This is a genomic window from Streptomyces flaveolus, assembly GCF_014648815.1.
GTDB classification, from domain to species: domain Bacteria; phylum Actinomycetota; class Actinomycetes; order Streptomycetales; family Streptomycetaceae; genus Streptomyces; species Streptomyces flaveolus.
Genome location: NZ_BMRV01000007.1, coordinates 303,801 through 317,424, shown reverse-complemented (window position 1 = coordinate 317,424; position 13,624 = coordinate 303,801). Strand labels below are relative to the sequence as shown.

The window sequence follows — 13,624 nt, the reverse complement described above, 5'->3', positions numbered from 1 at the left end:
GATGTCGAAGCGCTTCAACGCCGCGCACCGCGGGCGCGAACGCTCACGCAGAGCCGTCGTCCCGCTCGCCGCCGTCTCCGTCCTGGTCGCCGGAACGGCACTGACCGGCTGCGGGCAGCAGCGCGACGCCGATGTGTACACCGTGATGAACTCCTCGACCGACGAGTCGTACCACCGCTGGGACGCGGAGGCGATGGCCCGCTGCGGCGAGCAGCTGGGCGTCACCATCGAGCAGCAGAGCGTCCCCGCGGCGCAGGTGATGACGAAGGCACTGCGCATGGCGTCGTCCAAGTCGCTGCCGGACATCGTCCAGTTCGACGCCTCCGAGATGCCCACGTTCGCCGACGCCGGCGGCCTGGTCGACCTGCGGACGCTCGGGCTGAGCACCGACGACATCCCCGAGGGCATCGTCGACTTCGGCTCGTACGAGGGGACGTACTACGGCGCGGCCCGGTCCGTGAACACGCTCGCCCTCTTCTACAACAAGGACGTGCTCGACAAGGCGGGTGTCCGGGTGCCCAGCACCTGGGCCGAGCTGCGCGAGGCCGCCAGAACGCTCACGCGGGGCAAGCAGTACGGCCTGGCGCTCAGCGCGGGCGGCGCCGAGGACGGCGTCTTCCAGTTCACGCCGTTCATGTGGTCCAACGGCGGCGACGAGACGAAGCTGGACAGCCCACAGGTCGCCGGGGCGCTCGACTACTGGAAGAGCCTGCTGAAGGACGGTTCGCTGTCGAAATCGACGGTCAACTGGACGCAGGCCGATGTCAACGACCAGTTCATGGCCGGCAACGCGGCGATGATGATCAACGGTCCGTGGCAGGTGGAGACCCTCAACACCGACAAGTCGCTGCACTGGGGCATCGCGCAGATCCCGGTGCCGAAGGCCGGGGACGACTCGGTGGGTCCGCTGGGCGGCGCGGTGCTCACCGTGCCGAGGACGGGCGATGACGCGCGCGAGAAGACCGCCGGTAGGATCGTCGCCTGTCTGGCCGGCGAGAAGGAGCAGCTGACCTACGCGCTCAACAGCTGGATGGTCCCGGCGAACGCCAAGGCCGCGGCCGTGTGGCGCGAGCGGGTGCCCGAGCTGGACGCCCTCGCCGACCAGGTCGCCACCGCCCGGTCCCGGACCGCCAAGCTCGGCGCCGGCTGGTCGGGCGTGTCGCTCGCCCTGCAGAGCGCCTTCCAGTCCGCCCTGACCGGCCAGTCCAGCGAGGCCGCCCTGAAGCGCGCCCAGCAGCGGGCCACGAGCGGGAACTGAGGGAGCGCAACCATGACCACGTCCACCGTCACCGCCCAGGCACCCGCCAAGGCGTCCGAAACGCCCGCACCGGACCCGGCCGGAACCAGGCGCCGGCGCAAGCTCTCCCAGTGGGGGTTCGTCGCCCCCGCCGTCGTCTTCATGCTGCTGTTCTTCGGCTACCCGCTCGTCCGCAACGTCGTGATGAGCTTCCAGCACTACACGCCGAAGACCTTCTTCACCGGTGAGGCGCCCTTCAACGGCACCGACAACTGGTCCACCGTCTTCCACGACGCCCTGTTCGGCAAGGCGCTGTGGCACACGCTCGTGTTCACCGCGGGTTCGCTGCTCGGCCAGTTCTGCATCGGTCTGGCGCTCGCGGTCTTCTTCAGCCGGCGCTTCCCGCTGAACGGTGTGCTGCGCTCGCTCATCCTGCTGCCCTGGCTGGTGCCGATGGTGGTGTCCGGCATCGTCTGGCGCCGCATCCTCGACCAGGACACGGGCGTGCTCAACTCGTTCCTGGACACCCTCGGCCTCGGCGGTCACACCCCCTGGCTGACCAGTCCGCACATGGCGCTGCTGTCCGTCATCCTGGTCAACATCTGGATCGGCATCCCGTTCAACATGGTCATCCTGTACGGCGGTCTCCAGGAGATCCCGAAGGAACTGCACGAGGCGGCCTCCCTGGACGGTGCCTCCGCATGGCGGACCTTCCGCTCCGTGACCCTGCCGATGCTCAAGCCGGTCATCACGGTCGTGCTCGTGCTCGGCTTCATGTCGACGGTCAAGATCCTCGACCTGATCCTGGCCCTGACCGACGGCGGCCCCGCCGACTCCACCCAGACCCTGGGCACGCTCACATACCAGAACTCGTTCGTCCAGCTGGACTTCGGCGCGGGCGCGGTCGTCGGCAACGTCCTGATCCTGGTCTCCGCCGTGTTCGCGGTGTTCTACCTGCGGGCCAACCGCTCCGAAGGGAAGTGACCGACGATGGCCAACCCCACTCCCACCGGGTCCCGGCGCCGCTGGGGCTCCACCGTCGCCGGTGTGCTCATCCTGTGCGTGATGCTGTTCCCGCTGTACTGGATGCTCAACACCGCGCTCCAGCCCGAGTCGGGACTGCTCCAGGTCGACCCGGTGCCGGGCAGCCTGGATCTGTCCGGCTTCTCCAAGGCGATCAGTGACCAGGGCGGCCACCTGCTGACCTCGCTGGCCGTGTCGCTCGGCGCGGTCGTCATCTGCCTGGCGATCTCGGCGCCCGCGGCCTACGGGCTCGCGCGGTTCGGGCTGCGCGGCTCGCGCACCATCGTGTTCGGCACGCTGATCACCCAGATGGTGCCGGGCATCGTCATCGCCAACGCGCTCTACAACTCCTACGTCGACCTGGGCCTGGTCAACTCCTACTTCGGCCTGATGCTGGCGGACGCCTCGCTCGGCATCCCGTTCTCCATCGTCCTGATGCGGTCCTTCATGGTGTCGATCCCCGGTGAGGTGATCGAGGCCGCGCAGATGGACGGTGCGGGGCCGGTGCGGACGTTCCTGCGGGTGGTGCTGCCGATGAGCCGCAACTCCCTGATCACCTCGGGCCTGTTCGCCTTCCTGTTCTCGTGGAGCGACTTCATGTTCGCGCTCACCTTGAACACCACCGACGAGGTCAAGCCGGTCACGCTGGGCATCTACCAGTACATCGGCGCGCACGTGGGCGACTGGGGCTCGGTGATGGCCGCCTCCGTGCTGTCCGCCGTCCCGGCGGCGATCCTGCTCGTCCTCGCCCAGAAGTACATCGCCGCCGGAATCGCCGGCGGTTCCGTCAAGTGACCACCGCACCAGGAGATGGGCTTCCTCCCATGAGTGACCTTCCCGGCTTCCCGCCCGGCTTCGTCTTCGGCGCCGCGACCGCCTCGTACCAGATCGAGGGCGCGGCGCGGGAGGACGGCCGCGGTCCGTCGATCTGGGACACCTACAGCCACACCCCCGGCCTGACGGCGAACGGCGACACCGGCGACGTGGCCTGCGACCACTACCACCGCTACCGGGAGGACGTGGCGCTGCTGCGCGACCTGGGCGTGGACTCGTACCGCTTCTCGATCGCCTGGCCGCGCATCGTGCCCGAGGGCTCGGGCGCGGTGAACACCAAGGGGCTGGACTTCTACTCCCGCCTCGTCGACGAGCTCCTGGAGGCGGGCATCGAGCCGGCCGCCACCCTCTACCACTGGGATCTGCCGCAGGCCCTGGAGACTCCGGCCGCCAGCGGCTCCGCCGCGGGGGGCGGCTGGCGGGTGCGGGAGACGGCGGAGCGGTTCGCCGAGTACACGGCCGTGGTCGCCGAGCACCTGGGCGACCGGGTGCCGCGCTGGATCACGCTGAACGAGCCGTGGTGCAGCGCCTTCCTCGGCTACTCCATCGGCCGGCACGCCCCCGGCGCCAAGGAGGGCCGCGGCGCCCTGGCCGCCGTCCACCACCTGCTGGTCGGCCACGGTCTGGCGGTGCAGGCGCTGCGGGCGGCCGGGGTGCGCGAGGCCGGCATCACGCTCAACCTCGACCGCAACCTGCCGGCCACCGACTCCCCCGCCGACCTGGCGGCCGTGGTCCGCGCGGACACCCAGCACAACCTGGTGTGGACCGAGCCGATCCTGGCGGGCCGGTACCCGGCGACCGAGGAGGAGACCTTCGGCGAGCTGATCACCGGCGAGGACTTCCGGCGGGACGGCGACCTGGAGCTGATCTCCCAGCCGCTGGACTTCCTCGGCATCAACTACTACCGGCCGATCGTGGTCGCCGACGCTCCGCACCGCGAGGCCGACCCGGCGCGCAGGGTGGCGACGGACAACCGCTACGAGGAGGTGCGGCTGACCGGCGTCCGGCACACCGCCATGGGCTGGCCGGTCGTGCCCGGCAGCTTCACCGACCTGCTCGTCCGGCTGAAGAAGCAGTACGGTGACGCGCTGCCGCCGGTCCACATCACGGAGAACGGCTCGGCGGAGGACGACACGGTCGCCGCCGACGGGGCGGTGCACGACACCGACCGGGTGGCCTACCTGCGCGACCACCTGACGGCGCTCCGGGCGGCGATGGACGCGGGAGTGGACGTGCGGGGCTACTACGTGTGGTCGCTGCTGGACAACTTCGAGTGGGCGTTCGGCTACGACAAGCGCTTCGGCATCGTGCGGGTCGACTACGACACGCAGCAGCGCACGCCGAAGGACAGCTACCGCTGGTACCGGGACCTGATCGCCGCGCACCGCGGATGAGGTGACACGAGGAGGGGGCCGCCGAGCGGTCGGGCGGCCCCGCTCCCTTTCAGTTCCCGCCGCGTTCCGCGTGCCCGGCCGGGTCCGCGAGCACCTCGCGGACGATCACGCCGGCCGCGCCCCGGGCCGCGTCGCCGAGGGAGGACGCGGCCCGCAGCCGCTTGCCGTCCTCGGTCCACAGCCCGGACACCACCCGCAGCGCCAGTTCACGCTCGACGGCGGGCGCCAGCCAGCCCATCAGCTCGCGGTAGACACCGCCGAGCATCACCGCGTCGGGATCGAAGAGGTTGACCGCGCCCGACACCACGACGCCCAGCTGCCGCCCGGCCCGTTCGACGGCCGACAGCGCGGACGGCTCGCCCCGGCGGGCCCGGCGTTCGAGTTCGGCGACGCCCCGCACGCCCGTGCCCGCGTCGATGCCGGCGGCCTTCAGCAGGGCGGCCTGTCCGGCGTACTGCTCCAGGCAGCCGCGGGCCCCGCACCGGCACAGCGGGCCGTCCGGGTCGACCACCATGTGCCCGATCTCCCCGGCGAAACCGTGCGCGCCGCGCAGCAGCTCCCCCTTGAGGACCAGCGCGCCGCCGATGCCGATCTCGCCCGTCAGGTAGAGGAAGCTGCGTACGCCGGCGGTGCCCGCCCCGAACCACAGCTCGGCGAGCGCGGCGGCGTTGGCCTCGTTGTCGGAGCTGACGGGCAGGGGACGGTGGGCGGGGCGCAGGGCGAGGAGTGCCTGCGCGAACAGCCCCTCGACCGCGACCCGCTGCCAGCCGAGGTTGGGTGCCTGGCGGACGGTGCCGCCGGTCACCAGGCCGGGCAGTGCGACGTGGACGCCGGCCGGGGCGAGATCCTGTTCGGCCGCCGAGCCGATGGCACGGGCCGCCAGCCGGGCCGCACGCGCCAGCACCTCGGAGGGCTGGGCCCCGCGGTTGTCGTAGTGCTCCACGAGGCGTACCCGGTCGGTGCCGGCGAGGTCGACCACGCACACGGTGACGTAGTCGATGTTGATCTCGACGCCCAGGCCCGCCGGGCCCGACCGGGACACCTTCAGGACGGTGCCGGGCCGTCCCGCCTGGCCGCTGCTGGTCTTGCCCCACTCGGTGACGAAGCCGTATTCCAGCAACTGCTCCACCAGGGACGACACCGCGGCGCGGGTCAGCCCGACGTGCGCGGCGATCCCGGCCCGGGTCGCCTCCCCCGCGTCGTGGACGGCCCTCAGGACCAGGCTGAGGTTGTGCCGTCTGACCGTGGCCTTGTCGGCCTTCGGCTCCAGAGGGGTCAGGTTGTTCATCATCGTGCGTCGAGCGTATGCGACCGGGATCCCGTCCCTCACCAGGGACGGAGCGGGGAGAGAGCGGGTGGCGGGCGAGGACACGGCCTTGCCGCTCCCCGGGGCTCGCGCCTAGCCTGCTTTTTTGTGCCGCAAATAAACAAAGCCCGCTCGCACAGTGCTGTGCCGGGCCCCCGCGACGACCTCTCCCGCCTCCGTATCGCCCTGACCGCGTTCTTCGCCCTCGACGGCTTCGTCTTCGCGGGCTGGGTCGTGCGGATCCCCGCCATCAAGGAGCAGACCGGCGCCTCCGCCAGCGCGCTCGGGCTGGCCCTGCTCGGTGTCTCGGCGGGCGCCGTGGTCACCATGACCCTCACCGGACGGCTGTGCCGCCGCTACGGCAGCCATCCCGTCACCGTCGCCTGCGCGGTCCTGCTCTGCCTCAGCATCGCGCTGCCCCCGCTGACCCACTCCGCGCTCGCCCTCGGTGCCGTGCTGCTGGTGTTCGGCAGCGCGTACGGCGGGATCAACGTCGCCTTCAACAGCGCCGCCGTCGATCTGGTGGCCGTGCTGCGGCGCCCGATCATGCCGAGCTTCCACGCCGCGTTCAGCCTCGGTGGCATGATCGGCGCCGGGCTCGGCGGGCTCGTCGCCGGGTCGCTGTCGCCGACCGAGCACCTGCTCGGCCTCACCGTGACCGGCCTGCTGGTCACCCTGGTCGCGGGCCGCTCCCTGCTGCGCTGCGAACCCGCCGTGCCGCCGGACCGCGCGCCCCACCGGGACGACAGCGCCCCCCGACGGCTGGACGGCCGTACGCGCCGCCTGGTCGTCACCTTCGGCCTGATCGCGATGTGCACGGCGTACGGCGAGGGTGCCATGGCCGACTGGGGCGCCCTGCATCTGGAGCAGGACCTCGACGCCTCGCCGGGCCTGGCGGCGGCCGGGTACTCGTGCTTCGCGCTCGCCATGACCGTGGGCCGGCTGACCGGCACCACACTGCTGGAGCGCCTGGGCCGGACGCCGACGGTGGTGGCCGGCGGCACCGTCGCCGTGGCCGGGATGCTGCTCGGCTCGCTCGCGCCCTCCGTGTGGGCGGCGCTGTTCGGCTTCGCGATCACCGGCCTCGGGCTCGCCAACCTCTTCCCGGTCGCGGTGGAACGGGCCGGCGCGCTGGGCGGCCCCGGTGGCGTGGCTGCCGCGTCCACGCTCGGCTACGGCGGCATGCTGCTCGGGCCGCCCGCGATCGGCTTCATGGCCGACTGGTTCTCGCTGCCGGCCGCGCTCACCAGCGTCGCGGTGCTGGCGGCCGTGGCGGTGCTCATCACGATCGTGACCCGGCGCGCGGCGGCCTCCCGCTGACCGGCCGCCGGCACCCGCACGCGTACGGTGCGGATAATCCTCCCGCAGAGCGCACTCCATCGTGCACACTCTCCGCCATGGAGATCACCGCGTTCGTCGACACACTTGACCGGGAAGGCGGACTGCTGGCCGCCGCCGCGGAGAAGGCGGGGACCGGCGCCGACGTGCCGACCTGCCCCGGCTGGCAGGTGCGGGACCTGCTGCGGCACACCGGGATGGTGCACCGCTGGGCGACCGCGTTCGTCGCCGAGGGCCACACCTCGTACCACCCCGACGGCGGCCTGCCCGACCTGGACGGCGACGAACTCGTGGCCTGGTTCCGCAAGGGCCACGAAAGCCTCGTCGCCACACTCGCCGCCGCACCGCCCGACGTGCGCTGCTGGCACTTCCTGCCCGCGCCCTCACCGCTGGCGTTCTGGGCCCGGCGGCAGGCGCACGAGACGGCCGTGCACCGGATCGACGCCGAGTCGGCCCGGGACGGCGCCCCGGCCGCCGGTGTCCCGGCCGGCATCGACACGGACTTCGCCGTGGACGGCATCGACGAGTTGCTCTGCGGCATGCACGCCCGTCCCAAGAGCGCCGTACGCACCGAGGAACCCCGCACCCTGCGGGTACGGGCGACGGACGTCCCGGGTGCCGTGTGGACCGTAGCCCTGTCGGCGGAGCCGCCCGTCGCGCACCGCACCGACGCCGGCCCCGCCGACTGCGAACTGTCCGGCCCTGCTGCGGAGTTGTACGCGGCGCTGTGGAACCGCCGGCCGTTCCCGGTCGTGACCGGCGACGGGTCCCTCGCCGCACTGTGGCGCGGGAAGTCGGCCATCACCTGGAGCTGAGCGGCACCGGGTCGCTGTCCGGCACCGTGTCCGGGCGCGCTGCCGCCCCGGCCCGGCGCCGCGCTTGCCGTGCCGGACCCGGCAAAGCAGACTGCCGGTATGACCAGTAACGGGGGGCGCCGCACGCAGGGCGAGCGGGACGCGATGACCGTCGAGATCGGATACGCGCTGTGCAGCGCGGCGTTCGCGGCGGCGGTGCTGTTCGGGGCCCTGGTGGGGCCGGCCTACGTCTTCGGCCTGTCGTCCGGTGTGCGCGGCGGACTGGTCGGCACGGGGACGGTGCTGGCCGTCGTGGTGTTCGTCGTCCGGGTGGTGGGCGTGCTGGTGCGGTTCGGGCGCGGGGATCAGCCCAGCCAGCCCGGCCGCACCAGCCCCGACTCGTAGGCGAGGACGACGAGTTGGGCTCGATCGCGGGCGCCCAGCTTGACCATGGTCCGGCTGACGTGGGTCTTGGCGGTGAGGGGGCTGACGACCAGGCGGCGGGCGATCTCCTCGTTGGACAGGCCGATGCCGACCAGCGCCATCACCTCCCGTTCCCGCTCGGTGAGGTGGGACAGCGCGTCGGCGGCGGCGGGTTCCTTGGACCGCGCCGCGAACTCGGCGATCAGGCGGCGGGTCACCCCGGGTGAGAGCAACGCGTCCCCGGCGACCACCGCCCGTACGGCGCGCAGGAGTTCGTCGGGCTCGGTGTCCTTGACCAGGAATCCGGAGGCGCCCGAGCGGATGGCCTCGAAGACGTACTCGTCGAGCTCGAAGGTGGTGAGCATGACCACCTTCACGTCCCTCAGCCCCTCGTCTCCGGTGACCCGGCGGGTGGCGGCCAGACCGTCCAGGGCGGGCATGCGGATGTCCATCAGGACGACGTCGGGCCGCAGTTCGCGGGTCGCGCGCACCGCCTCCTCGCCGTCGGCGGCCTCACCGGCCACCTCGATGTCCGGCTGGGCGTCCAGCAGGGCCCGGAAGCCTGCCCGGACCAGTGACTGGTCGTCGGCGAGCAGTACGCGGATCACCGGTCCTCCTCCTCGGCGTGCCGCACGGTGAGCGGCAGGGACGCGAGCACCCGGAAGCCCCCGTCGGGGCGCGGGCCCGCCTCGATGGTGCCACCGAGTGCCGCCGCCCGCTCCCGCATTCCGGCCAGCCCGTTGCCGCTGCCGCCGGCGTCGGTGCCGGTCGCGGGTCCGTCGTCGTCGACGCACAGCCGCAGGGTGCCGCCGTCCCGGGCGAGGTGGACGCGGGCGCGGCGCGAACCCGAGTGCCGCACGACGTTGGTGAGGGCTTCCTGGACGATCCGGAACGCGGCGAGGTCGGTGCCGGGCGGCAGGCGCGGCGGCTCCCCCTCGACCTCCACGGTGAGGCCGGCGCTCGCCGCCTGGTCCACCAGCTCGGGCAGCCGGTCCAGGCCGGGGGCCGGCGCGCGCGGCGCGTCCCCGGGGGCGCGGAGGGTGTCGAGGACCTGACGGACCTCGCCGAGCGCCTCCTTGCTCTGGTCCTTGATGGTGGTGAGCGCGGTGCGGGCCTGCTCGGGGTCGCTGTCCAGCAGGGCGAGACCGACGCCCGCCTGCACGTTGATGACGGAGATGCTGTGGGCCAGGACGTCGTGCAGTTCGCGGGCGATCCGCAGCCGCTCCTGGTCCGCGCGCCGCTTGGCGGCCTGGGCCCGTTCGGCCCGCTCCCGCGCCCACTGCTCGCGCCGGGTCCGGGCCAGCTCGGACAGTGCGACGATCGCCACCACCCAGGTGGCGATCACGAGTTCCTGTCCCCAGGACGCTGCGGAGTCGCCGGACGGCGGCAGCCACCGGTAGAGCCAGTGGGCCAGCAGGGCGTGCCCGGCCCACAGCGCGGCCATCGCCGCCCAGGCGGCTCTGCGGTGCCCGGCGACGACGGCGCTGAAGCAGGCCACGGCCACGACGAGGAACACCGGTCCGTACGGGTAGCCGGCGCCCAGGTAGACCAGGGTGGTGGCGGCCGTGCCGGACACGACGGCCACGGGGTGGCGCTGCCGGGCCAGCAGGGCGAGGCCGGTCACGAGCAGCAGGACGCGGCCGAAGGGGTCGAGCGGGGTTCGTTCCCCCTCCTGGGCGTGGGCGGCGAAGTTCGAGCCGGCCAGCACGAACGCCGTGATCAGCGTTGTGGAGAGCCAGGGCAGGCGGGGGCCGCGCGCCTCGTCGCCCCGGTGGTGGCGCCACGGGGGACCGTGACGCCACCACAGCGGTGGTCCGCCCCCGTGCTCGTGCTGTCCGTCCATGCCCGCCACGCTAGACGCCGCACACACCGAGCGGCGTCACCCGCGCGAGGTGATCGCACGTACTCCCGGGGAAGTACGGCGACGGGCGGGGAGGCGGCGTGGGGCGCGGGTTCGGCATGCCCGGAGGCACGTCCGCGCCCGCACGGCCGTCGGCGAGGCGGGCGAGGCCGCGGGCCCGGCAGGCACAGAGGTACGCGTCCGCGGCGGCGGCCGTCGGCGACTCAGGGGGCGGGGGTGCGGCTCCGCGGGCCCCCGGAGGCCCGTCCTTCGGCCCGTGCGAGCGGCCGGCGTGTCCCGGCCGGCCCGCACACCTTCGGTGCACGCACCCTGTGACAGCACACGCCCCCTCTGCCGGCGCCCGGCCAACCACCCGGCATCAACGGTCGAGGTCAGGATCCGGCATCCCGGGACGGCCGTCGGCGGTCCGAGCCCGCCCCCGGCCCGTGCGCGCGGCCGGCCCGCACACCCACCGGTGCACGCGCCCTGTGACGACAGGTGTCACCCTCTCCCCGCGCGCCGCCGACCACCCGGCGCCCCGGGGCGGGGTCAGGCTTCGGCCTCGCCGGACGCCGGCTCCGCGGTCCGCCGGTCCACGGCGGACAGGGCCCGCTGCGCCAGCGGATGGCTGCGGACCAGCTCGCCCAGCGACGTCGAGCCCTGGGTGATGTCCCGGAACGCCCTCCAGGCGGGCCGGAAGCCGGTCAGCGCCGCGTGGAAGAGACCGGGCCGACGCTCGAAGATCGCCAGCATCCGCTTGCCGACGCTCATCTCGACGCCCAGCCCGGCCTTGACGGCGAACGCGTAGTTCAGGGCCTGCTTGCGCGCGTCCACGGCGTCGTGCGCCTCCGCGATGCGCACGGCCCACTCCCCCGCGAGCCGCCCCGAGCGCAGCGCGAACGAGATGCCCTCCCGCGTCCACGGCTCCAGGAGCCCCGCCGCGTCCCCGCACACCAGCACCCGGCCCCGGGACAGCGGCGAGTCGTCGGCGCGGCAGCGGGTCAAGTGGCCGGAGGAGATGCTCGGTTCGAAGCCGGCGAGACCGAGCCGCCCGACGAAGTCCTCCAGGTACCGCTTGGTCGCCGCACCCTCACCGCGCGCCGAGATCACCCCGACGGTGAGCGTGTCCCCCTTGGGGAAGACCCAGCCGTAACTGCCCCGCAGCGGCCCCCAGTCGATGAGGACCCGGCCCTTCCAGTCGTCGGCGACCGTCTCGGGCACCGGGATCTCCACCTCCAGGCCGAGATCGACCTGGTCGAGCTTCACCCCGACGTGCGCGCCTATCCGGCTGGCGCTGCCGTCCGCGCCGACGACGGCCCGCGCGAGCACCGTCTCGCCGCCCTGGAGGACGACGGCGACCGTGCGCCGGTCGGGCACCGCCGACCCGTGCTGCTCGACGCGCGTCACCGTCGCCCCGGTGCGCAGCTCGGCGCCCGCCTTCTGGGCGTGCTCGACGAGTTGCTGGTCGAACTCCGGCCGGTTGATCAGACCGAACAGCATCTGCTTGGAGCGCCGGGTCCGGGTGAAGCGGCCGTTGTGGGAGAACGTCACCGCGTGCACGCGGTCCCGGAAGGGCAGGTCGAAACCGGGGGGCAGGGTGTCGCGCGAGGGGCCGATGATGCCGCCGCCGCACGTCTTGTAGCGGGGCAGCTCCGCCTTCTCCAGCAGCAGCACGCGGCGCCCCGCGACCGCCGCCGCGTAGGCGGCCGAGGCCCCCGCCGGTCCCGCGCCCACCACGACGACGTCCCAGACCTGACGCGTGTCGTCCGCCGAAGAGTTCTCGCTGCTCACGATGGTCTACTGCTCCGATCAAACCGCATGCCGCACCTGACCCCCGCATCCTACGGCGGGCATCGCCGCAGGCCACTGTGGGAGGATCGGCGGCGGACGCCGCCCGCACACCGGGAGGTGTCCGCACCCGCACGATCACCCGTACACAGCGGTACGCGCGCGGGCACTGCCGGCAGCGCCCGCTCACGTACTCATCGGTACAACGTCGCACCTACAAGGAGCGTGCCCATGTCGTCGAATCCGGTCGCCGAGACCGTGTCCTCGCTGATGCCCAGGGCGAAGGAGGAGCTCACCGCGCTGGTGGCCTTCAAGTCGGTGGCGGACTTCGACCAGTTCCCGCGCAGCGAGAGCGTGGGCGCCGCGAACTGGATAGCGTCCGCGCTGCGCGCCGAGGGCTTCGAGGACGTGGCCCTGCTCGACACGCCGGACGGCACCCAGTCGGTGTACGGCTACCTGCCCGGCCCCGAGGGCGCCCGGACGGTGCTGCTCTACGCCCACTACGACGTGCAGCCGCCGCTGGACGAGGCGGGCTGGGACACTCCGCCGTTCGAGCTGACCGAGCGCGACGGCCGCTGGTACGGGCGCGGTGCCGCCGACTGCAAGGGCGGTGTGCTGATGCACCTGCTCGCACTGCGCGCGCTGAAGGCGAACGGCGGCGTGCCGGTGCACGTCAAAGTGATCGCCGAGGGCTCCGAGGAGCAGGGCACGGGCGGTCTGGAGCGGTACGCCGAGGCGCACCCGGAGCTGCTGGCGGCGGACACCATCGTCATCGGCGACGCGGGCAACTTCCGGGTCGGTCTGCCGACGGTCACCTCGACGCTGCGCGGCATGACGCTGGTCCGCGTGAAGGTCGACACGCTCGAGGGCAACCTGCACTCCGGCCAGTTCGGCGGCGCGGCCCCCGACGCGCTGGCCGCGCTGATCCGTGTACTGGACTCGCTGCGCGCCGAGGACGGTTCGACGACCGTCGACGGTCTGGCGGCGGACAGCGAGTGGGAGGGGCTGGCGTACGACGAGGAGCAGTTCCGCCGGGATGCCCGGGTGCTGGACGGTGTGGGACTGATCGGCTCCGGCTCGGTCGCCGACCGCATCTGGGCGCGCCCCGCCGTGACGGTGCTCGGCATCGACTGCCCGCCGGTGGTCGGCGCGACCCCGTCGGTGCAGGCGAGCGCCCGGGCGCTGGTGAGCCTGCGGGTGCCGCCGGGCGTGGACGCCGTCGAGGCCACCAAGCTGCTCCAGGCCCACCTGGAGACGCGCACGCCGTGGGGCGCGCGGGTGCAGGTCGAACAGATCGGCCAGGGTCAGGCGTTCCGCGCCGACACCACCAGCCCGGCGTACCGGGCGATGGCGGACGCGATGGCGGTGGCGTACCCCGGCCAGGAGATGCAGTACGCCGGCCAGGGCGGCTCCATCCCGCTGTGCAACACCCTCGCGGCGCTCTACCCGGAGGCGGAGATCCTGCTGATCGGCCTGAGCGAGCCGGAGGCGCAGATCCACGCCGTGAACGAGAGCGTGTCCCCTCAGGAACTGGAGCGGCTGTCGGTGGCGGAGGCGCTGTTCCTGCGGAACTACGCGGCGAGCTGAGCGCGCCGCCCGTTCGCTCCGCGGGACGCCGGACGGCCCATGTCACGGGACGCGGGCCGC

The 13,624-nt window shown here is 73.1% G+C and carries 12 protein-coding genes; 8 read left to right on the top strand and 4 right to left on the bottom strand.

Annotated elements, in window-relative coordinates; genetic code table 11:
• The first annotated feature begins 1 nt into the window (after position 1).
• Genes IEZ05_RS19195 through IEZ05_RS19180 form a run of 4 tightly spaced genes read left to right on the top strand, consistent with a single transcriptional unit; the run spans position 2 to position 4,488 of the window.
• Positions 2-1,258, top strand: a complete 1,257-nt coding sequence (locus tag IEZ05_RS19195) for an ABC transporter substrate-binding protein (RefSeq protein WP_189231454.1) — start codon at positions 2-4, stop codon at positions 1,256-1,258.
• Between the two features lie 12 nt (positions 1,259-1,270).
• On the top strand, positions 1,271-2,221 hold the full coding sequence (locus IEZ05_RS19190) for a carbohydrate ABC transporter permease (protein WP_189231367.1): 951 nt from the start codon (positions 1,271-1,273) through the stop codon (positions 2,219-2,221).
• A gap of 6 nt (positions 2,222-2,227) precedes the next feature.
• Entirely contained in the window at positions 2,228-3,055 is an 828-nt protein-coding gene (locus IEZ05_RS19185) for a carbohydrate ABC transporter permease (RefSeq protein ID WP_189231366.1), read from the top strand.
• 29 nt (positions 3,056-3,084) lie between these two features.
• On the top strand, positions 3,085-4,488 hold the full coding sequence (locus IEZ05_RS19180; protein WP_189231365.1) for a GH1 family beta-glucosidase: 1,404 nt from the start codon (positions 3,085-3,087) through the stop codon (positions 4,486-4,488).
• A 49-nt stretch (positions 4,489-4,537) separates the two neighbouring features.
• Here the strand turns inward: IEZ05_RS19180 and IEZ05_RS19175 are convergent, their stop codons facing one another.
• Positions 4,538-5,779: an ROK family transcriptional regulator gene (locus IEZ05_RS19175; RefSeq protein ID WP_189231364.1), complete on the bottom strand. Its 1,242-nt coding sequence runs from the start codon at positions 5,777-5,779 to the stop codon at positions 4,538-4,540.
• A gap of 159 nt (positions 5,780-5,938) precedes the next feature.
• Here IEZ05_RS19175 and IEZ05_RS19170 point away from each other — a divergent pair, with 159 nt between their 5' ends.
• The 3 genes from IEZ05_RS19170 (at position 5,939) to IEZ05_RS19160 (ending at position 8,331) form a co-directional block, all read left to right on the top strand.
• Positions 5,939-7,114 (top strand): MFS transporter, encoded by a 1,176-nt coding sequence (locus IEZ05_RS19170; protein WP_189231363.1) that lies wholly within the window; start codon positions 5,939-5,941, stop codon positions 7,112-7,114.
• A 77-nt stretch (positions 7,115-7,191) separates the two neighbouring features.
• The gene (locus tag IEZ05_RS19165) at positions 7,192-7,947 is read left to right on the top strand and encodes a maleylpyruvate isomerase family mycothiol-dependent enzyme (protein WP_189231362.1); all 756 of its coding nucleotides are present in this window, start codon (positions 7,192-7,194) and stop codon (positions 7,945-7,947) included.
• A 99-nt stretch (positions 7,948-8,046) separates the two neighbouring features.
• Positions 8,047-8,331, top strand: coding sequence for a DUF6332 family protein (locus IEZ05_RS19160; protein WP_189231361.1), 285 nt, complete (start codon positions 8,047-8,049; stop codon positions 8,329-8,331).
• On the opposite strand, the gene IEZ05_RS19155 is transcribed toward IEZ05_RS19160, so the two are convergent.
• The 3 genes from IEZ05_RS19155 to IEZ05_RS19145 form a co-directional block, all read right to left on the bottom strand.
• Positions 8,292-8,957, bottom strand: coding sequence for a response regulator (locus tag IEZ05_RS19155; protein ID WP_189231360.1), 666 nt, complete (start codon positions 8,955-8,957; stop codon positions 8,292-8,294). The two genes, IEZ05_RS19160 and IEZ05_RS19155, sit on opposite strands and share 40 nt — an antisense overlap.
• On the bottom strand, positions 8,954-10,192 hold the full coding sequence (locus IEZ05_RS19150; RefSeq protein WP_189231359.1) for a sensor histidine kinase: 1,239 nt from the start codon (positions 10,190-10,192) through the stop codon (positions 8,954-8,956). The genes IEZ05_RS19155 and IEZ05_RS19150 overlap by 4 nt, the downstream gene beginning before the upstream one ends.
• Before the next feature lie 546 nt (positions 10,193-10,738).
• Positions 10,739-11,980, bottom strand: a complete 1,242-nt coding sequence (locus IEZ05_RS19145) for a geranylgeranyl reductase family protein (RefSeq protein WP_189231358.1) — start codon at positions 11,978-11,980, stop codon at positions 10,739-10,741.
• A 228-nt stretch (positions 11,981-12,208) separates the two neighbouring features.
• Between IEZ05_RS19145 and IEZ05_RS19140 the strand changes: the two genes are divergently transcribed.
• On the top strand, positions 12,209-13,564 hold the full coding sequence (locus IEZ05_RS19140; protein ID WP_189231357.1) for a dipeptidase: 1,356 nt from the start codon (positions 12,209-12,211) through the stop codon (positions 13,562-13,564).
• Positions 13,565-13,624: the final 60 nt, after the last annotated feature.

What these genes read in the sequence shown, in the direction of transcription:
- IEZ05_RS19150 (WP_189231359.1), bottom strand. Translation starts at nt 10,192, where the DNA reads ATGGACGGACAGCACGAGCACGGGGGCGGACCACCGCTGTGGTGGCGT.
- IEZ05_RS19190 (WP_189231367.1), top strand. Translation starts at nt 1,271, where the DNA reads ATGACCACGTCCACCGTCACCGCCCAGGCACCCGCCAAGGCGTCCGAA.
- IEZ05_RS19180 (WP_189231365.1), top strand. Translation starts at nt 3,085, where the DNA reads ATGAGTGACCTTCCCGGCTTCCCGCCCGGCTTCGTCTTCGGCGCCGCG.
- IEZ05_RS19175 (WP_189231364.1), bottom strand. Translation starts at nt 5,779, where the DNA reads ATGATGAACAACCTGACCCCTCTGGAGCCGAAGGCCGACAAGGCCACG.
- IEZ05_RS19165 (WP_189231362.1), top strand. Translation starts at nt 7,192, where the DNA reads ATGGAGATCACCGCGTTCGTCGACACACTTGACCGGGAAGGCGGACTG.
- IEZ05_RS19140 (WP_189231357.1), top strand. Translation starts at nt 12,209, where the DNA reads ATGTCGTCGAATCCGGTCGCCGAGACCGTGTCCTCGCTGATGCCCAGG.
- IEZ05_RS19195 (WP_189231454.1), top strand. Translation starts at nt 2, where the DNA reads ATGTCGAAGCGCTTCAACGCCGCGCACCGCGGGCGCGAACGCTCACGC.
- IEZ05_RS19185 (WP_189231366.1), top strand. Translation starts at nt 2,228, where the DNA reads ATGGCCAACCCCACTCCCACCGGGTCCCGGCGCCGCTGGGGCTCCACC.
- IEZ05_RS19160 (WP_189231361.1), top strand. Translation starts at nt 8,047, where the DNA reads ATGACCAGTAACGGGGGGCGCCGCACGCAGGGCGAGCGGGACGCGATG.